This is a genomic window from Nocardioides sp. (assembly GCF_047602075.1).
Taxonomy (GTDB): domain Bacteria; phylum Actinomycetota; class Actinomycetes; order Propionibacteriales; family Nocardioidaceae; genus Nocardioides.
Window position 1 is genome coordinate 1,388,918 of sequence record NZ_JASGIF010000002.1, and the last position, 23,280, is coordinate 1,412,197.

Annotated in this window: 21 protein-coding genes and 1 other RNA gene; 16 read left to right on the top strand and 6 right to left on the bottom strand. The window is 68.7% G+C overall.

Annotation, left to right across the window (positions count from 1 at the left end):
* Window positions 1-45: 45 nt before the first annotated feature.
* Complete coding sequence (locus tag QM714_RS19350) at window positions 46-2,559, top strand: FAD-dependent oxidoreductase (RefSeq protein WP_415102965.1); 2,514 nt, start codon at window positions 46-48, stop codon at window positions 2,557-2,559.
* Between the two features lie 19 nt (window positions 2,560-2,578).
* Window positions 2,579-3,697 carry a peptide chain release factor 2 gene (gene prfB / locus QM714_RS19355; protein ID WP_415102966.1) on the top strand — a complete coding sequence of 373 codons (1,119 nt, stop codon included), beginning with the start codon at window positions 2,579-2,581 and terminating at the stop codon, window positions 3,695-3,697.
* Window positions 3,698-3,736: 39 nt separating this feature from the next.
* Here the strand turns inward: prfB and QM714_RS19360 are convergent, their stop codons facing one another.
* Window positions 3,737-4,372: a hypothetical protein gene (locus tag QM714_RS19360; RefSeq protein WP_415102967.1), complete on the bottom strand. Its 636-nt coding sequence runs from the start codon at window positions 4,370-4,372 to the stop codon at window positions 3,737-3,739.
* A gap of 92 nt (window positions 4,373-4,464) precedes the next feature.
* On the opposite strand from QM714_RS19360, the gene ftsE reads away from it, so the two are divergent.
* From ftsE to QM714_RS19375, 3 genes are read left to right on the top strand one after another with little or no spacing between them, the layout of a single operon-like run.
* Window positions 4,465-5,154 (top strand): cell division ATP-binding protein FtsE, encoded by a 690-nt coding sequence (gene ftsE, locus QM714_RS19365; RefSeq protein WP_415102968.1) that lies wholly within the window; start codon window positions 4,465-4,467, stop codon window positions 5,152-5,154.
* Window positions 5,155-5,178: 24 nt separating this feature from the next.
* The gene (gene ftsX / locus QM714_RS19370; RefSeq protein WP_415102969.1) at window positions 5,179-6,090 is read left to right on the top strand and encodes a permease-like cell division protein FtsX; all 912 of its coding nucleotides are present in this window, start codon (window positions 5,179-5,181) and stop codon (window positions 6,088-6,090) included.
* A 59-nt stretch (window positions 6,091-6,149) separates the two neighbouring features.
* On the top strand, window positions 6,150-7,460 hold the full coding sequence (locus tag QM714_RS19375; protein ID WP_415102970.1) for a peptidoglycan DD-metalloendopeptidase family protein: 1,311 nt from the start codon (window positions 6,150-6,152) through the stop codon (window positions 7,458-7,460).
* Here QM714_RS19375 and QM714_RS19380 read toward each other — a convergent pair.
* Window positions 7,423-8,028: an endonuclease domain-containing protein gene (locus tag QM714_RS19380; RefSeq protein ID WP_415102971.1), complete on the bottom strand. Its 606-nt coding sequence runs from the start codon at window positions 8,026-8,028 to the stop codon at window positions 7,423-7,425. The genes QM714_RS19375 and QM714_RS19380 overlap by 38 nt on opposite strands.
* A gap of 465 nt (window positions 8,029-8,493) precedes the next feature.
* Here QM714_RS19380 and smpB point away from each other — a divergent pair, with 465 nt between their 5' ends.
* The 3 genes from smpB to QM714_RS19395 all read left to right on the top strand — a co-directional run bounded on the left by smpB (window position 8,494) and on the right by QM714_RS19395 (window position 10,438).
* Window positions 8,494-8,970 carry an SsrA-binding protein SmpB gene (smpB, locus tag QM714_RS19385; protein WP_415102972.1) on the top strand — a complete coding sequence of 159 codons (477 nt, stop codon included), beginning with the start codon at window positions 8,494-8,496 and terminating at the stop codon, window positions 8,968-8,970.
* Window positions 8,971-9,036: 66 nt separating this feature from the next.
* Window positions 9,037-9,408, top strand: a transfer-messenger RNA (tmRNA) gene (ssrA, locus tag QM714_RS19390).
* A 22-nt stretch (window positions 9,409-9,430) separates the two neighbouring features.
* Complete coding sequence (locus QM714_RS19395) at window positions 9,431-10,438, top strand: serine hydrolase domain-containing protein (protein WP_415102973.1); 1,008 nt, start codon at window positions 9,431-9,433, stop codon at window positions 10,436-10,438.
* A gap of 3 nt (window positions 10,439-10,441) precedes the next feature.
* Here the strand turns inward: QM714_RS19395 and QM714_RS19400 are convergent, their stop codons facing one another.
* A complete protein-coding gene (locus tag QM714_RS19400) occupies window positions 10,442-11,887 on the bottom strand; it encodes a cellulase family glycosylhydrolase (protein WP_415102974.1) in 1,446 nt (481 codons plus the stop codon).
* A 157-nt stretch (window positions 11,888-12,044) separates the two neighbouring features.
* On the opposite strand from QM714_RS19400, the gene menB reads away from it, so the two are divergent.
* Window positions 12,045-12,881: a 1,4-dihydroxy-2-naphthoyl-CoA synthase gene (gene menB / locus QM714_RS19405; RefSeq protein ID WP_415102975.1), complete on the top strand. Its 837-nt coding sequence runs from the start codon at window positions 12,045-12,047 to the stop codon at window positions 12,879-12,881.
* Window positions 12,882-12,896: 15 nt separating this feature from the next.
* Here the strand turns inward: menB and icmF are convergent, their stop codons facing one another.
* Together icmF and QM714_RS19415 are read right to left on the bottom strand one after the other, a co-directional pair.
* The gene (gene icmF, locus QM714_RS19410; protein WP_415102976.1) at window positions 12,897-16,130 is read right to left on the bottom strand and encodes a fused isobutyryl-CoA mutase/GTPase IcmF; all 3,234 of its coding nucleotides are present in this window, start codon (window positions 16,128-16,130) and stop codon (window positions 12,897-12,899) included.
* A 43-nt stretch (window positions 16,131-16,173) separates the two neighbouring features.
* Window positions 16,174-16,686 carry a MarR family winged helix-turn-helix transcriptional regulator gene (locus tag QM714_RS19415; RefSeq protein ID WP_415102977.1) on the bottom strand — a complete coding sequence of 171 codons (513 nt, stop codon included), beginning with the start codon at window positions 16,684-16,686 and terminating at the stop codon, window positions 16,174-16,176.
* A 26-nt stretch (window positions 16,687-16,712) separates the two neighbouring features.
* On the opposite strand from QM714_RS19415, the gene QM714_RS19420 reads away from it, so the two are divergent.
* The 7 genes from QM714_RS19420 (at window position 16,713) to QM714_RS19450 (ending at window position 22,573) form a co-directional block, all read left to right on the top strand.
* The gene (locus QM714_RS19420; RefSeq protein ID WP_415102978.1) at window positions 16,713-17,195 is read left to right on the top strand and encodes an HIT family protein; all 483 of its coding nucleotides are present in this window, start codon (window positions 16,713-16,715) and stop codon (window positions 17,193-17,195) included.
* Window positions 17,192-17,542 (top strand): cupin domain-containing protein, encoded by a 351-nt coding sequence (locus QM714_RS19425; RefSeq protein ID WP_415102979.1) that lies wholly within the window; start codon window positions 17,192-17,194, stop codon window positions 17,540-17,542. Before QM714_RS19420 ends, QM714_RS19425 begins: the two co-directional genes overlap by 4 nt.
* Window positions 17,543-17,575: 33 nt before the next feature.
* Complete coding sequence (locus QM714_RS19430; protein ID WP_415102980.1) at window positions 17,576-18,331, top strand: SDR family NAD(P)-dependent oxidoreductase; 756 nt, start codon at window positions 17,576-17,578, stop codon at window positions 18,329-18,331.
* A 102-nt stretch (window positions 18,332-18,433) separates the two neighbouring features.
* Entirely contained in the window at window positions 18,434-19,444 is a 1,011-nt protein-coding gene (locus QM714_RS19435; RefSeq protein WP_415102981.1) for a DUF3048 domain-containing protein, read from the top strand.
* Window positions 19,445-19,495: 51 nt separating this feature from the next.
* Window positions 19,496-20,053 (top strand): YqgE/AlgH family protein, encoded by a 558-nt coding sequence (locus QM714_RS19440; protein ID WP_415102982.1) that lies wholly within the window; start codon window positions 19,496-19,498, stop codon window positions 20,051-20,053.
* Between the two features lie 481 nt (window positions 20,054-20,534).
* On the top strand, window positions 20,535-20,807 hold the full coding sequence (locus tag QM714_RS19445) for a DUF3039 domain-containing protein (RefSeq protein WP_415102983.1): 273 nt from the start codon (window positions 20,535-20,537) through the stop codon (window positions 20,805-20,807).
* Entirely contained in the window at window positions 20,804-22,573 is a 1,770-nt protein-coding gene (locus tag QM714_RS19450; protein ID WP_415102984.1) for a DEAD/DEAH box helicase, read from the top strand. The genes QM714_RS19445 and QM714_RS19450 overlap by 4 nt, the downstream gene beginning before the upstream one ends.
* A gap of 96 nt (window positions 22,574-22,669) precedes the next feature.
* On the opposite strand, the gene QM714_RS19455 is transcribed toward QM714_RS19450, so the two are convergent.
* Window positions 22,670-23,239 (bottom strand): VanZ family protein, encoded by a 570-nt coding sequence (locus QM714_RS19455; RefSeq protein WP_415102985.1) that lies wholly within the window; start codon window positions 23,237-23,239, stop codon window positions 22,670-22,672.
* Window positions 23,240-23,280 lie beyond the last annotated feature (41 nt).

The window sequence follows — 23,280 nt, forward strand, 5'->3', positions numbered from 1 at the left end:
CCGGATTGATTGAACAGCCAGTCAGTCATCTGGCAGGCTGCTGGCATGGCCCTCGAGTTCAGCGACATCAACCCCGCCGCGGCCCACGCCGCCGAGACCGCGACGACGGGGGATCTGCCGGCGCGAGCGCAGTACGTCGTGGTGGGGGGCGGGGTGATCGGCACGTCGATCGCTTACCACCTGGCTACCCTGGGCCAACCCGACGTGGTCCTGCTGGAGCGCAAGCAGCTGACCTCGGGGACCACCTGGCACGCCGCGGGGGAGGTGGTGTCCGGCGGCTCGTCGGAGGACCAGCTCTGGATGGCACGCTACTCGCGGGACCTCTACGCCCGGCTCGAGCAGGAGACCGGCCTGTCGACCGGCTATCGCCAGTGCGGCTACCTCCAGCTCGCCACCACCGAGCGCTCCGACGAGTCCTATCGCCGGGAGACGGCCTATATGCGCGCCCAGGGGATGACCAAGGAGATCCTCTCGCCCCAGGAGGTCGCCGAGCTGGTGCCCTTGATGCGCACCGACGACCTGATCCACGGCTTCTGGACACCTGACGAGGGCCGGGCCAACCCGGTCGACGTGACCATGTCGATGGCCAAGGGCGCCCGCCAGAAGGGCGCCCGGATCTTCGAGGACACCGAGGTCACCGACTTCGTGATCGAGCAGGGCCGGGTGGTCGGCGTCGTCACCGAGCGGGGCACCATCGAGTGCGAGAAGGTCGTCCTCGCCGCGGGCCTGTGGGGCCGCGAGCTGGCCGCCAAGGCCGGTGTGAGCGTCCCGCTGCAGGCCGCCGAGCACTACTACCTGCTCACCGAGCCGATCGAGGGCGTCACCGCGGAGAGCGTGCCGGTGATCGAGGACACCGAGGCCTACGGCTACTACCGCGAGGAGGTCGGCGGGCTGCTGGTCGGCATGTTCGAGCCGGTAGGCAAGGCCTGGGCGCTCGACGGCACCCCGCGCGACAGCGCGTTCACGGTGCTGCCGCCCGACTGGGACCGGCTGGCCCCCTTCCTCGAGACGGCCATGCGTCGCTTCCCGGCGCTGGAGGACGTCGGCATCAGGACCCTCTTCTGCGGACCCGAGAGCTTCACCGACGACCTCGGCCCGTTCGTGGGGGAGTCCCCGGAGGTGGACGGGCTCTACCTCGCCTGCGGGCTCAACTCCACCGGCATCCTGCTGGGCGGTGGCCTCGGTCATGTGATGGCCCAGTGGCTGGTCGAGGAGCACCCGCCGATCGACCTCACCGCCGTCGCTCCGGACCGGACCCACGACTTCCAGGCGACCCGGCTGTTCCGCAAGGAGCGCACCGTCGAGCGACTGGGCTTCCTGCTCAACGACATGTCGTGGCCCAACGCCCAGCCGAGGATGGGCCGCGGCGTACGCCGTTCGCCCTACCACCCCCGCCACGTCCAGGACGGCGCGCACCTGATCGCCTCGAGCGGGTGGGAGTATCCCGAGTTCTTCGGTGAGCCAGGCAGCACGCCATCCGTCGAGTGGGGTTTCGCCAGGGGGGAGGGCTTCCAGCGGACCAAGGAGGAGCACCTCAACGCCCGCGAGCACGTGGCGGCGTTCGACCTCTCCTCGATGTCGCACTACCTGGTCCAAGGACCGCACGCCATGCGGGTGCTCAACCGGGTCTGCGCCGGCGACATCGACACCGCGGTCGGCCGGGTCGTCTACACCCAGTGGCTCGACGACCGGGGCGGGATCGTCGCCGATCTGACCGTCACCCGGCTGGCCGAGGACAGCTACATGGTGATCAGCGCCGACGTCCTGCACCGCCGGATCCCGTCCTGGATCCGCCGGCGCACCCGCGACGGGGAGTTCGCCACCGTCACCGACGTGACCGGCAGCTACTCCTTACTGTCGGTGCAGGGGCCTGCGTCGAGGGAGCTGCTGCAGCGGCTCAGCCCGCAGGACTGGTCCAACGAGGCATTCCCCTATCTCACCGCGCAACAGGTCGAGCTCGGTTACACCCCGCTATGGGCGCTGCGGGTCACCTACGTCGGGGAGCTCGGCTGGGACCTGCTGGTGCCGACGGAGTTCGGCGCCGCCCTTTACGACCAGCTGCGCGAGGCCGGCACCGACCTCGGTCTGCGCCCGACCGGCCTCGGCGCCTTGGAGACGATGCGCCTGGAGAAGGCCTTCCGCGAGATGGCTGCCGACATCGACTCGACCGACACCCCGCTCGAGGCCGGACTCGGCTTCGCGGTCGCCTGGGACAAGCCCGGCGGCTTCGTCGGCCGGGACGCCTTGCTGAAGCAGCGGGAGGCGGGTCCGCCGGCCAAGCGGTTGGTCAACGTGCTGTTGGAGTCACCCGACTACGACCTGATCGGCACCGAGCCGGTCTATTGGGACGGTGAGCCGGTCGGCATCGTGCGCAGCGGCGGGTTCGGCCACAGCCTGGGCGCTGCCTGCGGCATCGCCGACGTCACCCGCGAGCACGGGTTCACCGGCGCCGATCTGGCTGCGGCCACCGTCGAGATCGATGTGGCGGGGACCCGCGTCCCAGCTCGTGCCTCGTTGCGGCCGCTCTTCGACCCCGACCGGAGTCGCGTCCTCGGCTGATCCCGTACCCTTGCTGCTCGTGGCAGGCCCCGACTTCGACCCCGAGATCAAGCAGCTCCAGGCGACGATGCATACCATCGAGCAGGTTCTGGACCTGGGCTCGATGCGCGCTGAGATCGCCGATCTGGGCGAGCAGGTGGCTGCCCCGGACCTCTGGGACGACCAGGCCAACGCTCAGCGGGTGACCAGTCGGCTGTCCGCGCTCAACGCCGAGATCGACCGCTTCACCGAGCTCAACGGCCGCGTCGAGGACCTGGCCGTCTTGGTCGAGCTCGGCCAGGAGGAGGACGACGCCGACTCGCTCGCCGAGGCCGAGTCCGAGTTGGGCCGGATCAAGAAGGCAGTCGAGGCGCTCGAGGTGCGCACCCTCTTGTCGGGGGAGTACGACGCCCGCGAGGCGCTGGTCACCATTCGTTCCGGCGCGGGCGGCGTCGACGCCGCCGACTTCGCCGAGATGCTGATGCGGATGTATCTGCGCTGGGCGGAGCAGCACAAGTACCCCACCGAGGTCTTCGACACCTCCTACGCCGAGGAGGCGGGCCTAAAGTCCGCCACCTTCGCCGTGCACGCGCCGTACGCCTACGGCACGCTCTCGGTCGAGGCCGGCACCCACCGGTTGGTGCGGATCAGCCCGTTCGACAACCAAGGCCGCCGGCAGACCTCCTTCGCGGCGGTCGAGGTGGTGCCCGTGCTGGAGCAGACCGACGAGATCGAGGTCGACGAGAACGACGTCAAGGTCGACGTCTATCGCTCCTCGGGCCCGGGCGGTCAGTCGGTCAACACGACCGACTCCGCGGTGCGGCTGACGCACCTGCCGACCGGCATCGTGGTCTCGTGTCAGAACGAGAAGTCGCAGCTGCAGAACAAGGCCGCTGCGATGATCGTGCTCAAGGCCAAGCTGCTCGCTCGCAAGAAGGCCGAGGAGGAGGCGCACCTCAAGGAGCTCAAGGGCGACGTGGCCGCCTCCTGGGGGGACCAGATGCGCAACTACGTGCTGAACCCCTACCAGATCGTCAAGGATCTGCGCACCGGCTACGAGACCGGCAACCCGCAGTCGGTCTTCGACGGTGACCTGGACGACTTCATCGAGGCCGGCATCCGCTGGCGTCGCGGCGCCGACCGAGCCGCCCAGAACTGACGGCTGGACGAGCGCCTACCGTCAGACCGACGCTGTCTCTCACGCCGGCGCGGTGGCCGCAAGCACGGTGACGCACCAGGTGCCAGCGCGATCGGGCAGGTCTGCAGCCGACTGCCCGGCCGGCACGGCCAAGGAGCAACTCAGCCAGGCGTCCGCGAAGAGCCCGGCGAAGGTCACCGTGGTGACCCCGTCGACGACGCATCGGGTGGCAACCCCGGGTCGGCCGAAGGTGGGTGCCTGGGCCAGGTCGCTGCATCCGGCGCCCTGGGTGGCGAGCGCCACCAGGTCGCGACCGCGGTCACGAGTCACCGGCGGCGCGAAGACCCAGGCTCGCGCGGTGGTGCCGTCCTCGGCGGTGAAGGTGCAGGAGAACTCGTGCGCCACGTCCTTGACCCCGTCGGCGATCGACGCCCGGTCACCACTGGCGTACGACGAGTGGTCCGTCACCGCCGCCCCGAGAGCATGCTCGATCCCGGCGACCGGGAGCCGGTCGCAGAAGGCGCCCCGAGTCACGCTTGCTGCGCGGGTGTCGACCTGCGCCAATGGCGTGGAGGTCGCGGTCGGTTGGTGGCCCCCGTCGCCCGACGTACATCCGGCCACTCCAGCGCCGACCACGGCAACCGTCAGCAACACCGTCGACAGGCGCCGAGCGGACGCAGAACGGGCACGGAGCATGCGCCCAAGATACGTGCCCGAGGTGGCCACCTGGGCGCGCCGGAGGACCCGGTTGCCGGGACCGTTGCGGGCCACCCACTAACCTCGACACAGTGATTCGCTTCGAGAAGGTCTCCAAGACCTACCCCGGCCAGGGACACGCGGCCCTCGACCAGGTCTCCGTCGACGTCGAGAAGGGCGAGTTCGTCTTCCTCGTCGGCGCCTCGGGCTCTGGCAAGTCGACGTTCCTGCGGCTGGTGCTGCGCGAGGCCCGACCCACCGCGGGCCGCGTCTACGTCGCGGGCAAGGAGATCAACCGACTGGCGGGCTGGAAGGTGCCGCGGCTGCGCCGACAGATCGGCACCGTCTTCCAGGACTTCCGGCTGCTGCCCAACAAGACCGTGACCGAGAACGTCGCCTTCGCGTTGCAGGTGATCGGCAAGCCGAAGTCGCACATCAACCGGACCGTCCCGGAGACCCTCGAGCTGGTCGGGCTGGAGGGCATGGGCGGCCGGATGCCCGACGAGCTCTCCGGCGGTGAACAACAGCGGGTGGCGATCGCGCGTGCGTTCGTGAACCGGCCGATGATCCTGATCGCCGACGAGCCCACCGGCAACCTCGACCCGACCACGTCGGTCGGGATCATGAAGCTGCTGGACCGGATCAACCGGACCGGCACCACGGTGTTGATGGCCACCCACGACCACGGTGTGGTCGACCAGATGCGCAAGCGCGTGATCGAGCTGGAGCAGGGTCAGGTCATCCGTGACCAGGCCCAGGGTGTCTACGGGTTCCAAAACTGAGTCGAACGAAAGAGCCTTCCTGCGATGACGCTTCGCTATGTCTTCTCCGAGCTCGGCCAAGGGCTGCGCCGCAACTTGTCCATGCACGTCGCGGTCGTGCTGACCCTGTTCGTCTCGCTGACCCTGGTCGGGCTCGGTGTGCTGCTCAGCGCCCAAGCCACCAAGGCCACCGACTTCTGGGGCAGCCAGCTCGAGATCATGGTCTGGCTGTGCAAGGACAAGGACACCAGCCCGTCCTGCTCCAGTGCTGTCACCGACGCCCAGCGCGACGCGATCATCAAGGTGATCGAGGAGAACCCCGAGGTCGACACCTACCATGTGGAGTCCCAGCAGGTGGCCTACGAGAAGGCGAAGGAGCTCTACGAGCCCAAGCTCTTCGAGGGCTCCCATCCCGTGTTGACGCCGGAGTCGCTGCGGGAGTCGATCTGGATCCAGCTGAAGGATCCGAAGGAGTACCAAGGGATCGAGAGTGCGGTGCAGGGCCTCGACGGCGTCTCGTCGATCGCCGATATGCGTGACTATCTCAAGCCGATCCTGGCGACGATCAGTCGCTTCCGGCTCGGTGCCATCGGAGCCGCGGCGACGCTGGTCATCGCAGCGGTGCTGCTGGTCGGCAACACCATCCGGTTGGCGGCGCTGGCGCGGCGTCGCGAGATCGGCATCATGCGGCTGGTTGGCGCCTCGACGCTCTACATCATCTTGCCCTTCTTGCTGGAAGCGCTGGTCACAGCGTTGCTCAGCGTCGCGATGGCGATCGGCGCGCTCGCGGCGTTCATGCAGTTCTATGTCTTCGAAAGACTCAGCGACGACCTTAAGTTCATCCCCTGGATCCGATGGCCGGAGTTCGGGTCCGCGGTCGTGGTCATCGCGATCCTCGGGCCGCTGCTCACGCTGCTCCCGACACTCGTACTCACCCGCAAATACACCAAAGTGTGAGCGTGGCCGGTTAGCCTCGTGGCTGTTCACTTCCCCGAACACCCGATTGGTTGCGACAGGTGCGTCCCTTCCCCCGTGCCCTTTCCGCCGTACGCCGCCCCGGCCGGCCGCAGCGCCGTCTCGGGCTCGCGTCCCTCACCGCCGTTCTCTTGGCTGGTGCCCTCGGCGCGCCGTTGGTGAGTCCTCACCTCGCCGTGGCCGACGACCCTCTCAAGGAGAAGCACCAGCGGGTGCAGCGGGAGATCAAGTCGGCTCGCCAGGACCTCGACGAGTCCAGTGCACGGGCGCATCGCACCTATCTGGCGCTGCAGCGCTCTCGCGAGCAGTTGAGCACAGCCCGAGACGCCCTGGCCGCTGCGCAGGCCCGGCTCACTGCTGCGCGCATCAAGGATCGGCAGATGCAGCGGGCGCTCGACGCGGCGATCGCCAAGCTGACCGCGGCTCGTGGCGACCTGGCCACGGGGCAGCAGGAGGTGGCAGACAAGCGGGAGCAGATCGCCGACATGCTGGCCGACACCTATCAGCAGGGTGACCCGCAACTGCTGAACTTCGTGGCGCTGCTCAACTCGACCACGCCGGCCGAGCTCGCCAGCGAGGCGCAGACCGGTGATGTCGTGGTGGAGAACAACGTCCAGGCCCTCGACGAGCTGCGTGCCGCCGAGGTGCTTCTCCAAGTGCGTGAGCAGCGGGTTGCGGACGCGAAGGCGGACACCGCAGCGAAGCGTCGCGAAGCAGCCCAGCAGCTCACCGAGAAGCAGCGGCTCGAGCAGGAGGCTGCGGCCGCGAAGTCGACCTTGCAGACCACCGTGGCCAAGGCGCGCGACGCGAAGGCGGCGGCCGCCGAGGCACGGCAGACCGACCTGAAGGAGTGGCAGCGCCTCAAGAGCGAGGACCAGCGGATCCAGGCGATGCTCAAGCGACGGGCTGAGCAAGCGGCCGCGAGGAACGGTGGCAGCAGCACCCCGCAGCCCTCGGGCGGCTACCTGAGCTATCCGGTCAACGGGCCGGTCACCTCGCCGTTCGGCTACCGGATCCACCCGATCTACGGCTACTACTCCCTGCACGACGGCACCGACTTCGGCGCCGGCTGCGGTGCGCCGCTCTACAGCGCCGCCGATGGCACCGTGATCCAGTCCTACTGGAACACCGCCTACGGCAACCGGATGATCATCGACAACGGTTTCGTCCGCGGTGTCAGCCTGGCCACGATCTACAATCACGCCATCCGCTACACCGTCGGTGTCGGCGACCACGTTACGCGCGGCCAGGTGATCGGCTACGTCGGCACCACCGGCTGGTCGACCGGCTGCCACCTGCACTTCACCGTGATGGTCAACGGCACCCCCGTCGACCCGATGAAGTGGCTGTGAGGTCCTGCTCGTTCAGGGTCGGCCAGGTGGCCAGTTCGGCAAGCACCTGCCGCACGTAGTCGGGGTGCTGCATCACCTGCTCCCAGGTGAATCGGATCACCCGCCAACCGGCAAGGGTCAGTGAGGTGTACCGTACGCAGTCGCGTCCGAAGGCGTCCCTCTCGGCGTGGAACTGCCAGGAGTCGGCCTCGAGTGCCAGTCGCCGTGACCGCTCGACCAGGTCCGGGTGGAAGGTCCTCTTCGCGGTCCTCACCGGAGCCTGTGGTTCGACCTGGAGTGCGGTGAACTCCAGACAGAGGGCTCGCAGCGTCGACTCGAACGGATTGGCAGCCAAGCGCGTCGCCTCAGCGGCAACGCGGTGACACTGCGCTGCCCCAGGCCCTCGCGTCTTGACTGCTGCCACCTCCAGCTCGGGGCGCGTGAGCGAACCACTGCGCAAGGCCGAGTCGGCGACGCAGAGGGCCTCGTCAAAGGGGAGTAGCCGGGCGCAATCCAGCACCGTCCGCACGGGCGAGGTGACCCCGTTCACGATCTCGGCGGGTGCCAGGTCGGCGTGCACCACGCGCACGCGCCCAGCGTGGTGGCTGCGCCGGTGGCGTTTACGAGGCACTGTCACCCAACTCCGTTCCGGCGTCCACTTCACCAGCCAGCCCCACAGCAGCGCCGCACTCAGATGCGAGACGGTTCCTGAAACAGCGTGCGCGTCTTGTCGTGCTCGGGCGAGCTCGGGAAGTGCGTAGCGGCCGGGGTGGAGCATGACGACTCTCCCTGCCGCCACCGCTGTGCGGACTTTCCGACGTGAGGTCAAGTCTCCGAGCTGGGCAGCAGTGGCTATCCCGCCCAACTGTTGCAATGCCTGCTCCACCCTCACCCAACCAGCGTGGCGCTCCGCGCCGCGTGGCGCGAACGTCTATCCACAGGCCAGCCGGACAGGCAAACGAGGTGGCTTGACCGCTGCTCGCGCTTGGCGCCGCGCCGTCGTTCGTCGTTTGCCTGTCCGGCTGGCCGCTATGCAGGATGAGAGAATCCCCGCATGGTCAGGGAGCAGGGGCGCAAGTTCGTCGCGCAGAACAAGAAGGCGCGGCACGACTACCTCATCGAGGACACCTGGGAGGCCGGTCTGGTGTTGACCGGCACCGAGGTGAAGTCGCTGCGGGCGGGTCGGGCGTCCCTGGTCGACGGATTCGCCGAGGTCGACGATCACGAGATGTGGCTGCTCGGTGTCCACATCCCGGAGTACACCCAAGGCACCTGGACCAACCACGCAGCCCGCCGCAAGCGGAAGCTGTTGCTGCATCGCTCCGAGATCAGCAAGATCGAGCGGAAGGTGGGCGACAAGGGCTACACCCTGGTGCCGCTCTCGCTCTACTTCAAGGACGGCCGCGCGAAGGTCGAGATCGCCCTGGCTCGCGGCAAGAAGACCTACGACAAGCGCCATGCGCTCGCCGAGCGTCAGGCCAACCGCGAGAAGGAGCAGGCCATCGGTCGGCGGCTCAAGGGCATGGAATGAGCAGGCGGAATAACAAGTCGTGCGGTGTCGGTTGAGACCGGTAGACTCACCGGACACAACTCAAGAGGGGCTGATCGGTTTCGACTTGGGACGTTAGTTCCAGGGGAAGCGGGTCGAGGAGCCAGCGCCATCTCGTTAACGATCGCTGGAAAACCATAAGTGCCAACGCTAAGCGCACTGACTTCGCTCTCGCCGCCTGATTGCGGTGATCGAAGGGTCTGACCGGGCATCCGCCTTCGTCCCGGACCCAGGCCTCATCTAGAAGGCTTGCTGCTCATCTCCTGTCGCGAGGGGTGAGCGGGACTCTTTCGTGACTGAGCCCGTCGGCGACGTGTGAGTGCGAGCGCCGGGGCTGAGAAGACGACCTCACTCACTGCGCCCGGAGAAGACCTGGTTCGACGCTCGAGGACGGGGGTTCGATTCCCCCCAGCTCCACTCAACTTTCGACGGTGAGGTGCCTGTGTCCGCAGCGACCCTGGCCGACCCAGTGGCTGGCCTGGCCGCCGAGCATGGGTTCTCCGGCGTGGTGCGGGTCGACCGCGCCGGTGCCGTCGAGTACGCCTCGGCGTTCGGCCTCGCCGACCGCGCCCTGGGGGTGCCGATCACCCTCGAGGCCAGATTCGGCGTGGCCAGCATCGCCAAGGGCCTCACCGCGATGGTGGTGATCAGCCTCATCGCCGACGGCAAGCTCACCTTGGACACTGCAGTCCGATCGATCCTGGGTGAGGACCTGCCCGAGATCGACGACGCCGTGACGGTCGAGCATCTGCTCTCCCATCGATCGGGGATCGGCGACTACCTCGACGAGGACGAGGTGGCGACCAACGACTACGTCATGCCGGTGCCCGTGCACCAGTTCGCGACCACCGAGGACTTCCTGACTGCCCTCGAGGGGCACCCCCAGAAGTTCGCCCCGGGGTCGGAGTTCTCCTACTGCAACGGGGGCTTCGTCGTCCTCGCTCTGATCGCCGAGCGGGTGGCCGGGGTGAGCTATCACCAGCTGGTCACCGATCGGGTGTGCCGACCGGCGGGACTGGCAGACACCGACTTCCTGCGCAACGACGAGCTGCCCGGAGACGTGGCCAAGGGCTACCTGCATCGGGACGGGTTGCGCACCAACGTGTTGCATCTGCCGGTTCGCGGCAGCGGCGACGGCGGCGTACACACCACGCTCGCCGACCTGCACCGGCTCTGGCAGAGCTTCTTCGCCGGTGAGATCGTGCCCGAGTCCTGGGTGCGCGAGATGGTTCGACGGCGTTCGACGGACATCGGGGAGGACCGGGCGTGCTACGGCTTGGGCATCTGGCTGGAGCGTGAGAGCCCCGGCGCCTACCTGGTCGGCTCCGACGCGGGCGTGTCCTGTTGCACCTGGCACGACCCTAGCCGGGGGCTGACCTGGACCGTGCTCGGCACCAGCTCTGACATCGCCTGGCCGATCGTCGCGCTGCTCGACTCCTCGCTCGGCTGACGCCTAGCAGAGCCTCGCGGAGGCGGGCAGCTGGCTGTGGAAGGAGGCGAACTTGGCGCTGTCGTCCAGGGTCCAGTCCGCGGCCGAGTTGGCCGAGGAGTCGTAGTAGGAGAAGCCGGCGCCGCCGAGCTCGACCATCGACTGATAGCTGCGCGCGATCCAGTCGGGGTCGACGGCCGAGGCCGCCGATGACTGGCCGGTCTCGCCGAGGGCCCACGCGGTGTTGTGGGCCTTCGCCCAGGCCGACATCTTCGTGAAGTACGTCGACAGGTCGAGGGTCGTGGTGCCCACATGGCCGCCACGCTTGACGCCGTAGTCGTTGTAGGCGTCGATCGCCAAGATGTCCACGTTGGCGTCGCCGGGCCACTTGCTCGCGACGGTGTCTTTGCCGCCACCGTAGGTGTTCCAGCCGCTGTAGATCACCGAGTAGGCCACGTTATCGGTCCGCGCATGCACGATGGGGGCGATCCGGCGCTGCATCGCGGTCCACTCGGCCATGTCGCCGTCACCCTCGGGCTCGTGGTGCACCGCGAGCCAGACGGGGCCTGGCACGGTCGCCAGGGCGTCGGACAGCTGAGTGATCCAGGCGTCGCCGTCGCCGGCGGCCATCTGCTCCCAGCTCAACGGCGCCTTGAAGCTGATCCAGGGGAGCCGGTCGGCGGCAAGATCGGCCTTGGCCTGCTTGACCGCCTTGTCGAAGGCGTAGTTCTTGAAGTAGGTCCGGTGCAGCGCCAGCCGCTGGCCCAGCTGCTTCTCCCGGGTGGTCAGGTCCGAGGTGCCGTTCACCGCACCACCCAGATAGGTCTGACCGGTCGGCGGGATCCCCATCGGACTCTCCACGCACCCGGTCGGGGTCGGCGGGGTGTCGAGGTCCGCGTCGGTGGTCGTCATCCGCACGCGGTCGATCAGCAGGGCGGTCCCACCGGGGCGCATGTCCAGACCCACGACGGCAACCTGGAGGGGAGCGGCGCTGGTGGGATCCACGGCGAGTCGCACCACCTTCCACCTCCTGGTCGCCCGGAAGGCGATCGCGTGCTGCTTGCTCCAGGAGCCGTCCGCGAGCTCGCGGACGCGCAGGTGACCAGACACCGGGGAGCTGGTGGCGCGGACGCGAGCGGTGACGACGTACGTCGCCGCGGTGCTCGCCGCGGCGACCGCGGGCGTGGTCGTCTTCAGCAGCATCCGGCCCGGCTTGGCCATGCTCAGCCGCCCGGAGTGCCCGTCGGCGCCCTGGCGCACCGTGGTGAAGACCTGCCGCTTGCGGTTGGTCTGCCATCCCTGGGTGCCGTTGTCGAACTCCCCGTTGACGAGGGTGGGCTTCGAGGAAGTGCTTGACGTAGACCCGGCAGCGTCGGCAGCGGTGAAACCAACCGGGTTGAGGAGGCCGCCGACGATCACGGCCGTAACGACCGTCAGGCCGACTCTTGTGCGGATGGTCGGGGTGGTCACGCTGCCTCCTCGTTGTCGCGTGCCCACATGCAAACCCGGTGAGCGGGGTCGTCGTGGCGGAATCCGGGAGGGCTTTACCTTCTGCTGCTAGCCGGTCTAGACACGGGCCGCCTGCCCCGCGCGGAGGAGGCCGATCACACCCGGCACAATGACGCCCATGGACACCGTCACCGGGATCGATTGGCAGGCCCTCGGGAGCTACGACGACATCGTCTACGAGACGACCGAGGACGGCATCGCCAAGATCACCATCAATCGGCCCGAGGTGCACAACGCCTTCCGGCCGCAGACCCTGATCGAGGTCTCCGAGGCGCTGACCATCGCCCGGGAGGACGAGTCGATCGGGGTCATCATCCTCACCGGCGCGGGCGAACAGGCGTTCTGCTCCGGAGGCGACCAGCGGGTCCGGGGGGACAGCGGCTATCAGACCGATGCCGCGGCGACCGGCCGGTTCCACGTCACCGATCTGCACGTGGCCATGCGCCGCTGTCCCAAGCCGATCGTCGCGATGGTGGCCGGCTGGGCGATCGGCGGCGGGCACGTGCTGCACCTGGTCTGCGATCTGACCATCGCCGCGGACAACGCGAGATTCGGTCAGGTGGGTCCCAAGGTCGGCTCCTTCGACGGCGGCTACGGCGCCTCGATCCTCGCCGACCTGGTCGGCCCCAAGCGTGCGAAGGAGATCTGGTTCCTGTGCAGGCAATACGACGCCGCGCAAGCACTCGAGATGGGCCTGGTCAACGCCGTCGTCCCGCTGGCCGACCTCGAGGCCGAGACGGTGACGTGGTGCCGAGAGATGCTCCAGCTCTCACCGTGGGCGCTGCGGCTGTCCAAGCTGAGCTTCAACGCCCACGAGGACGGCTACGCCGGGATCCAGCAGCTGGCCCACGACGCCAACCTGCTCTTCTACGGCCAGGCCGAGGCCCAGGAGGGCCGCGAGGCGTTCAAGGCGAAGCGTAAGCCCGACTTCACCCAGTTCCCACGCAGGCCCTGACCGGATCCGAGGGGTTCAGACGTTGCGGCGATACTGTCCGCCGACCTCGAAGAACGCCTCGGTGATCTGACCCAGTGAGCAGACCCGCGCGGCGTCCATCAGGACGGCGAAGACGTTCTCGTGGGCCACCGCGGACTCCTTGAGGCGGGCCAGGGCGACCTGGGCCTCTTCGCGGTGGATCTCTCGGAACCTCTCGACTCGATCGAGCTGGGAGCGCTTCTCCTTCTCGGTGGCGCGGGCCAGCTCGACGACTCGGTGCTCCTCGTGCGGGTCGGGGTCGAGGAAGGTGTTCACCCCGACGATCGGGAGCGAACCGTCGTGCTTGCGCTGCTCGTAGAGCATCGACTCGTCCTGGATCCGGCCACGCTGGTAGCCGGTCTCCATCGCACCGAGCACGCCGCCGCGCTCGGTGATCCGGTCGAACTCGGCGAGCACCGCCTCCTCCACCAGATCGGTGAGCTGGTCGATGATGAAGGAGCCCTGGAGCGGGTTCTCGTTCATGGCCAAGCCCCACTCGCGGTTGATGATCAGCTGGATCGCCAGCGCGCGTCGCACCGACTCAGCCGACGGCGTGGTGACGGCCTCGTCGTAGGCGTTGGTGTGCAGCGAGTTGGCGTTGTCGTAGATCGCGATCAGCGCCTGCAGCGTGGTGCGGATGTCGTTGAAGTCCATCTCCTGCGCGTGCAGTGAACGGCCGGAGGTCTGGATGTGGTACTTCAGCTTCTGGGACCGCTCGCCTGCGGCGTACTTCTCCTTCATCGCGAGCGCCCAGATCCGGCGGGCGACGCGGCCGATCACGGAGTACTCCGGATCCATCCCGTTGGAGAAGAAGAAGGACAGGTTGGGCGCGAAGTCATCGATGTCCATGCCGCGGGCGAGGTAGGACTCGACGTAGGTGAACCCGTTGGCGAGGGTGAAGGCGAGCTGGCTGATCGGGTTCGCCCCGGCCTCGGCGATGTGGTAGCCGGAGATCGACACCGAGTAGAAGTTGCGGACCCCGCGCTCGATGAACCACTCCTGGATGTCGCCCATCATCTTCAGGCTGAAGTCGGTAGAGAACAGGCAGGTGTTCTGACCCTGGTCCTCCTTGAGGATGTCGGCCTGCACGGTGCCGCGCACGTGCTGCAGGGTGTACGACGTCAGCTCGGCGCGCTCGGTCCCGCTCGGCTCGCGGCCCTCCCGCTCGCGGAAGGCGTCGACCTGCTGGTCGATGGCGGTGTTGAGGAAGAACGCCAGCACCGTCGGCGCCGGTCCGTTGATGGTCATCGACACCGATGTCGACGGAGAGGTCAGGTCGAAGCCGTCGTAGAGCGCCTTCATGTCGTCCAACGTCGCCACGGAGACCCCGGATGTGCCGACCTTGCCGTAGATGTCGGGCCGCGGAGCGGGATCGTTGCCGTAGAGCGTGACCGAGTCGAACGCCGTCGAGAGTCGCTTGGCTGGCGCGTGCTCCGAGAGCAGCTTGAAGCGGCGGTTGGTGCGGAACGGGTCGCCCTCGCCGGCGAACATCCGGGCCGGGTCCTCGTTGTCGCGCTTGAACGGGAAGACGCCCGCGGTGAACGGGAAGAAGCCGGGCAGGTTCTCCCGGCGTAGGAACGAGACCAGCTCGCCGTGGTCGGCGTACGCCGGCAGCGCGACGCGCGGGATCCGTGAGCCGGAGAGGGACTCCTTGGTCAGCGCGGTGCGGATCTCCCGGTCGCGGACCCGGACGACCTGCTCGTCCCCGGAATAGGACTCGACCACCCGCGGCCAGTCGGCGAGCTGGGCCGCGACATCCGGGTCGAGCTCGGCGCGAACCTGATCGAGCAGGCGTGGAACGTCGCCGGCGTCGGCGTCGGCAAGCTCCGCGGCCACCGCGTCGAGTCGCTGCACGCGGCGGGCCTGCTCGGCGAGCTCGACGGTCCGGGTGTGGTAGTCGCGCACCGTCTCGGCGATCTCGGAGAGGTAGCGCACCCGCTGGGCCGGCACCACCTGGGCGATGCCAGACGAGTGCCGGACGTCGACGTGGGGAAGTGTCCCCTCGTCGAGCGTCAGTCCTCGCTCGGCCAGCAGGCCACGCAGGTGCTGGTAGAGCGCGGTGACGCCGTCGTCGTTGAAGGTCGCCGCGGAGGTGCCGAAGACCGGCATGTCGTCCGGCCGCTGCCCGAACGCCTCCCGGTTGCGGACCAGCTGACGACCGACGTCGCGCAGCGCGTCCATCGCGCCGCGGCGCTCGAACTTGTTGATCGCCACCACGTCGGCGAAGTCGAGCATGTCGATCTTCTCCAGCTGGGAGGCCGCGCCGAACTCGGGTGTCATGACATACAGGCTCAGGTCGACGAACGGGACGATCGCGGCATCACCCTGGCCGATGCCCGGCGTCTCGACGATGACCAGGTCGTGTCCGGCGGTCTGGAGCAGCGCGATCACGTCGGGCAGGCTGTCGGGCAGCTCGCGCTGACCCCGCGTCGCCAGGCTGCGGAAGCCGACCCGGTCGCCGTCGAGGGAGTTCATCCGGATCCGGTCACCCAGCAGCGCCCCGCCACCTCTGCGCCGGGTCGGGTCGACGGCGACGACCCCGATGCGCAGTTTGTCCTGCTGGTCGGTGCGGAACCGGCGGACCAGCTCGTCGGTCAGGCTGGACTTGCCGGAGCCGCCGGTGCCGGTGATGCCCAGCACGGGGACCGTCCGCGCAGCCGCCGCGGCCCGAATGGTCGCCAGGAACTCCTCGTCCAGATGGCCCGTCTCGGCCCCGGTGATGGCGCGTGCCAGCGCTGCCCGCTCACCGCCGAGGACGGCCTCCGCACTCACTCCCCGGCCCGCCCACAGGTCGAGGTCGCAGGCCTCGACCATGGTGTTGACCATCGCGGACAGGCCGAGCCGTTGACCGTCGGCGGGGGAGAAGATGGTCACCCCGGCCTCGCCCAGTCGCTCGATCTCGTCGGGCACGATCACCCCGCCGCCACCACCGAAGACCTTCACGTGTCCCGCACCGGCCTGCGCCAGCAGCTCGGAGAGGTATTCGAAGTACTCCACATGGCCGCCCTGGTACGACGACACCGCCACGCCCTGCACGTCCTCCTCCAGCGCGGCTTCGACGACGTCCTGCACGGAGCGGTTGTGCCCGAGATGGATCACCTCGGCACCCTGGCTCTGCAGGATCCGCCGCATGATGTTGATCGACGCGTCGTGACCGTCGAAGAGGCTGGCAGCGGTCACGAACCGGACCGGATGGTGGGGCACATGCAGACGGCGCGGAGGGGTGGCCATCCGTCAATAGTAGGACATCCAGATATTTCGCGAAACCGATCACTCATCGGATCGGCTGAGCAACCACGTCGCCTGCCGCCGCGCGGAGAGCACCCAGCAGTTCGGCCAGATCAGTGACCTGCTGGGCCGTCAGCCCGGGGGAGGTGAAGACCTCGGCGTTGAGGCCCTCGGTCGCCTGCTCCACGACCTCAAGCCCGCTCGGCGTGATCGACGCGAGCACGACGCGGCGGTCCTGTTCGCGGCGCAGCCGTTCGACGTACCCCTGGGCCACCAACCGGTCCACCGCACTCGTCACGCTGGTCGGATGGACCTGCAGCAGCGAGCCGAGCCGGCTCATCGGCATCGCGCCGGTGCGGGTGAAGGAGAGCAGGCGGAGCAGCTCGTAGCGTGCGAAGGTCAGCCCGAGGGGCCGGAGCACCGCATCGAGCCGCTCCATGAGCAGCTGCTGGGCGCGCACCAGCGAGGTCACCATCACCATGCCGTCGGCGGCGTCCTCCCAGCCGTGTCCGACCCACTGGCTCCGGGCCTCGGCGATCGGGTCGCGCTCGGCTGTCATGGGGTCAGCCTACGGGAGAAAGTTGGATGGCCGACTATCTGCGCGACCTCGGCGTCCGCGGGTCAGGCTACGGTGACCTGGTGAGTGACGGATGCCTGTTCTGCGCGATCGCCGCGGGAGAGACGGCCGCGGACATCGTGCTCGCCGATGACGACTTTGTGGGCTTCTTGGACAACCATCCAGTCTTCAAGGGCCACGTCCTGCTGATCCCGCGCACCCATCTGGTGACTCTGCCCGACCTGCCACCGGAGCTGCACTCCGGTTGGGTCGTCTGGCAGCAGCGGCTGGCGACCGCCATGATCGACGGGCTCGGGGCGCAGGGCTCCTTCGTCGCGCTCAACAACACTGTCTCGCAGTCCGTGCCGCACCTGCACTGCCACGTCGTCCCGCGCACCAAGGGCGACGGGCTGCGCGGCTTCTTCTGGCCACGCACGAGATACGCCTCAGCCGAGGAGGCCGCCGACTACGCTGCCCGTCTGCACGCGGTGATGGAGGGAGACGCACGATGACCGACCGCAGCCTGGGTGAGGACCTGCTCGCCGTTCCGCTGGAGCACGAACCGCTGCCCGCCGACGAGGTCGACGAAGGGTCACCGACCACCGCGACCAGAGAGTTGGGTGTGCTGGCGGGCGCGCACGGCGTCGAGGTCGGGGTGTGGGAGATGACCGAGGGCACCGCGCGCGACACCGAGGCCGACGAGATCTTCATCGTGCTGTCGGGCTCCGGGCAGGTGCGGTTCGCCGACGGCTCCGTGGTCGAGCTGTCGCCCGGCGTCGCCGTACGCCTGCACGCGGGGGAGCAGACGACGTGGTCGATCACCAGCCCCCTGCGGAAGGTCTACGTTGCCGGACTCTAGGCTCGGTTCGACAACCTGAGGGCAGGAGGAGCCATGGGTCGCTTCGACGGACGCGTCGCGCTGGTCACCGGATCGGCGCGCGGCATCGGATTCGGCACCGCCAGCCGGTTTGCCGAGGAGGGTGCCTCCGTGGCCATCCTCGACTTGGACGAGGCGGCGGCAACAGAGGCGGCCGGCCGCCTGCCCGGTCAGTCGATCGGGATCGGCTGCGATGTCGCCGATGCCGACTCGGTCGCGACCGCGGTGGCTCGGGTGGTCGAGGCACTCGGTGGCCTGCACATCCTGGTCAACAACGCCGGTGTCACGCGGGACAACCTGCTGTTCAAGATGACCGAGGACGACTGGGACACAGTGATGTCGGTGCACCTGCGCGGCGCCTTCTTGATGTCCCGCGTCGCTCAGCAGCACTTCGTCGCCCAGAAGTACGGCAAGATCGTGAACACCTCCAGCACCTCCGCCCTCGGCAACCGCGGACAGGCCAACTACTCCGCCGCGAAGATGGGGCTCCAGGGCTTCACCCGGACGCTGGCGATCGAGCTCGGCCCGCTCGGCGTGAACGTCAACGCCGTCGCCCCCGGCTTCATCGCCACCGACATGACCGACGCGACGGCCACGCGACTCGGACTGGATGTCGAGGAGTTCCGCCGGCTCAGCGCCGAGCACAACCCGGTGAGACGGGTCGGCGGCCCCGAGGACATCGCGGCGGCCGTGACGTTCCTGTGCAGCGACGAGGCGTCCTACATCACCGGCCAGACGCTTTATGTCGACGGCGGCTCGACGCTGGTCTGAGTCAAGCCCGGCAACCGAGCCTTGGGCGCGCCTGCCCGCCCGACCGCCAGCCACCATCCACACTGGACGGCATCCCCTCGAACGAGCGCTACAGCGCCTTGCATGATTGGAGCCTCCGTGCGACGTCTCGCCCTGATCGGCCTGCTCGCCGCCAGCCTCGCGCTGGCCGCGTGCAGCAAGGACGAGCCCACGAGCCCGTCGACCTCGCCGACCAAGAGCCCCGACGCGCCACCGCAGATCTGGCCGCTGACCGGCCTGCAGGCCAAGGCGGGCGAGAGTGTGGCACTCAAGCATCCGGTGCTGGTCACCAAGATCGACAACACCACCTCCAGCAGCCCCCAGATCGGGCTCGACCATGCCGACATGGTGGTCGAGGAGTTGGTCGAGGGCGGGCTGACCCGGCTGGCTGTCTTCTACTACTCCGACATCCCCGACCAGGTTGGCCCGGTCCGGTCGATGCGAGCCAGTGACGTCGGGATCGTCTCGCCGGTGGACGCCTCGGTGGTCACCAGCGGCGCTGCCGCGCGCACCATCTCGATCATCAAGTCGGCGGGCATCCCGTTCTTCGCCGAGGGCGCCGCCGGCATCTACCGCGAGGAGAGCCGCGTCGCGCCGTACAACCTCTTCGCCGACCTGAGCAAGGTCGCCAAGCAGGCCGAGACCAAGGCGGCGACGCCACCGGAGTACCTCCCCTGGGGGGACGCCGGGGATCTGCCGCGCGGCAAGCCCGCCAGCGCGTTCACGGCGAACTTCTCCGGTGGCCATCGCACCGAGTGGTCCTATCAGGGCGGGAAGTACGTCAACACCAACAGCAACGCGGATGCCGGGCAGCAGTTTCCCGCTGACACTGTGCTGGTGCTGCACGTCAAGGTCGGCGACGCCGGTTATCTCGACCCTGCCGGCAACCCGGTGCCGGAGACGAAGTTCGAGGGCGACGGCGTCTGCCAGCTCTTCCACGGCGGTCGGATGGTGCCGTGTCAGTGGCACAAGGACGGCTTGGACGGCACCGTCACGCTGAGCAACAAGGCCGGCGACCTCACCGTCCCGGCTGGGCACACCTGGCTCGAGCTGGTCCCCATCGACGGCGGCGGGTTCACCATCACCAAGAAGTAGCACCGCATCACCAAGAAGTGGCACCGGCTGCGGTCCTGCCATGATGTGACCATGAGCGACCTCAGCGCCGGGATGCTGCTGGTAGCCACGCCGGCCCTGCTCGACCCCAACTTCTCCGACACCGTCGTGCTGCTCCTCGACGTGGACGAGAACGGCGCGCTCGGCGTTGTGTTGAACCGGCCCTCCCCGGTGCCGGTCGCCGAGGTGCTCGAGGGCTGGGGAGGCGTGGTCGGCGAGCCAGAGGTGCTCTTCCGTGGTGGACCGGTCAGCACCGAGGGCGCGCTGGCCGTCGGGATGCTGCGCACTCCCGACGACGCGCCGGTCGGCTTCCGTGAGGTTGCGGGCCGCCTGGGCCTGGTGGACCTGGACACCCCGGTCGAGCTGGTCGACGGCTCGCTCGTCGGCATGCGGATCTTCGCCGGCTACGCCGGCTGGGGCGTCGGTCAGCTGCAGGCCGAGGTCGACGAGGGGAGCTGGTACGTCGTGCCCGCCCTCGCCCCGGACGTCTTCCGCGCCGACCCCACCGATCTGTGGCGTGAGGTCCTGCGCCGCCAACCCGGTGAGCTCGCCTGGCACTCGACACGCCCCCACGACCCGAACCTGAACTGACAACTCTGTGCAAGTGGCGGTCGGGTTGCTGGCCGCAGGTGGTTCCGGCCGACATGGCAGCTACGCCGGATGAGCGCCGCTCTTGGTCGTGCCTGGCAGCCGGGTTGCTGGCGCTTCTCGCTCGCGGTCGCGCGATCTACTGCGGTCTTCTTGCGTCTGCCGCGGTCTTGTCGTGGCAAAGTGCCTCGTATTCCGGGTCCTCAGCCACCATAGGACCGCGGGAGTTGGGTCAGGGCCACCACAGCACCGCGGGAGACGGGGCGGGATGCAGTTTCAGCCCAATCGACGCACCCATCCCGTCGCTGGCGCAGCTCTGGTCGCAGGGGTGGTTGGCGCGCGGGGCCCCTGTGCCGGCCCGGACGCCGCACCCGCACACCGACCGCAACCCCCGGGACCGCAACCACGGCCTCAGACCTCGACGATGCGGGATGCCCGGCGCAGCCTGCGCGGAGACCCCGTCCCGTCGGCCTACACTGACCCGGTGAGCAACCCCACCATCGGATTCGCGCCCGGCACCGAGACCCTGGAGGACCGGCGGACGCTGCCGACCGAGGATGGCGATCACGAGAAGTTCTCGCACTACGTGCCGAAGGACAAGCTCACCGAGGCGATGGTGATGGGCACGCCGGTCGTGGCGCTGTGCGGCAAGGTGTGGGTGCCGAGCCGAGCGCCGGAGAAGTTCCCGGTCTGCCCGGAGTGCAAGGAGATCTGGGAGTCGCTCAAGCCCGGAGATGGCGAGGGCTCCGACGGATGACGGGACGGCATGACGCCGTCCCTCTCTCACCTGCCTGGCCGGACCGGGCGGCTTGGGGCACGGCCGGGTCGCTGCGCGCGTGGCAGGCGGCGGCACTGGAGCGCTATCTGACCGACTCGCCGCGTGACTTCCTCGCGGTCGCGACGCCCGGGGCGGGCAAGACGACCTTTGCGCTCACGGTGGCCGCCGAGCTCCTCGGTCGGCGGATCGTCGACCGGATCATCATCGTGGCGCCGACCGAGCACCTCAAGGTCCAGTGGGCCGAGGCGGCGGCTCGGGCCGGCATCCCGATCGACCCGACCTACTCTGCCGGGCAGGGCCGGACGGCCAAGGACTTCGTCGGCGTGGCGGTCACCTATGCCGGGGTGGCGGTCAACCCGCTGGCCATGCGGATCCGGACCGAGCGCTTCAAGACTCTGGTCATCCTCGACGAGGTGCACCACGCCGGCGATGCGCTGTCGTGGGGCGAGGGCACGCTGGAGGCGTTCGGCCCGGCCGCCCGCCGGCTCAGCCTGACCGGCACGCCCTTCCGCTCCGACGTCAACCCGATCCCGTTCGTCACCTACGCACCCGGGCCGGACGGGGTGTCGCGCTCGGTGGCGGACTACACCTATGGGTACGCCGACGCGCTCGCCGACCAGGTCGTCCGACCGGTGCTGTTCCTCGCCTACTCCGGGGAAATGCAGTGGCGCACCCGGGCCGGAGACGAGGTGGCCGCTCGGCTCGGCGAGCCGCTCACCCGCGACCTCACCGCACAGGCGCTGCGCACAGCCCTCGATCCGGCCGGCTCCTGGATCCAGGCCGTCCTCGAAGCTGCGGACACCCGGCTCTCCGAAGTGCGCCGCCATGTTCCCGACGCCGGTGGCCTGGTGATCGCCTCCGACCAGGACTCCGCACGGGCCTACGCTGCGCTTCTCAAGCGGATCAGCGGCGAGGCGCCGGTCGTCGTACTCTCCGACGAGAAGGCCGCGTCGAAGCGGATCGCGGCGTTCACCGAGGGCGAGCAGCGCTGGATGGTCGCCGTGCGGATGGTCTCCGAGGGCGTCGACGTCCCGCGGTTGGCGGTCGGGGTCTACGCCACTACGACCGCGACGCCACTGTTCTTCGCTCAAGCCGTCGGCAGGTTCGTCCGAGCCCGACGCCGGGGAGAGACCGCCTCGGTGTTCTTGCCGTCGGTGTCCACGCTATTGGGGTACGCCGCCGAGATGGAGCTTGAGCGCGACCATGCGCTCGGTCGCCCGATCACCGACGAGGCGGACATCTTCGCTGCCGAAGACGAGCTGTTGGCGCGGGCCCTGGCCGACACCGGCGCCGTCGACGGGGAAGAGGGCCTGCCCTTCGAGGCGCTCGGGTCGAGCGCCACCTTCGACCACGTGCTCTACGACGGCGCGAGCTTCGGTCACGAGGGTGAGGTGCACGTCGGCTCCGAGGAGGAGATGGACTTCCTCGGCATCCCCGGTTTGCTCGAGCCCGACCAGGTCCGCGAGCTGCTGCACCGACGTCAGCGGCAGCGGGCCCGTCCGCAGGGGCCGGTCGTCCCGGACGTCGCCGAGGTCACCGCCCACGAGCATCTGGCCACCCTGCGCCGCGAGCTGAACGGCCTGGTCGCCGCCTGGCACCACCGCACCGGACAGGCGCATGGCGTCACCCATGCCGCTCTGCGCAAGGAGTGCGGCGGGCCAGCTGCGGCCGTGGCCTCGGCCGAGCAGCTCACCGCCCGCATCACCCGCCTACGTGAGTGGGCAGCCCGCAGCCGCGCCCAGTAGCGCCGCCTCTCCGGTGCGCAACGCACAGCAGAGTTCAGCGGTCGCTGCCGAGGTCGGCCCTGAGCAGCAACGATGCGACAAGGATGCTGCACCACATCAGCGGCTGACGGTGCCGTAGCTGTAGTCGTCCGGGACCGCCTGTGGTGTAGCCCATCGCTCCAGCCGTGGCGCTAGCGCGGCAGCAGCTCCGGTGCCCAGGAGGCCTCCGGCTGCACCGAGGATCAGATCCTCGATGGAAGCGACGCGTCCGGCAATGATCGTGGCCTGCCCCAACTCGATAGCGAGCGGAAGGGCGACCGACAAGGTGACTCCGACGGCTAGGCGGCGGCTGGGGCGCAGCCGCAAAAGCAGGAAGAGGACAAGCGGCGCCAGCAAGATGAGGTTGCCGATCACCTGGACGCGCTCGGGACCATAGGCAAGGTCGCTTGTCCACGGCTCCCAGACCACTCGCTTCTGAACTTCGGTGTACGGCTCGGGCATCAGCGTGATCGACGCGACTGCTCCCACGTTGAGCACGATGCCGGCTTCCAGCACAGCATCAAGGAGCGCCTGCCTCTGGGGACGATTTGTTCGTAGCATGAGCCATCTGACGCCGACGATGACTACCGCAGCGGGAAGTCCAAGTATCACGACCTCGAGCAGGTCCCCGCCGAACACCCGGAACATGTTCGTGAGGTCCACGGCTCCATTGTGGGGCCGGATCGTCG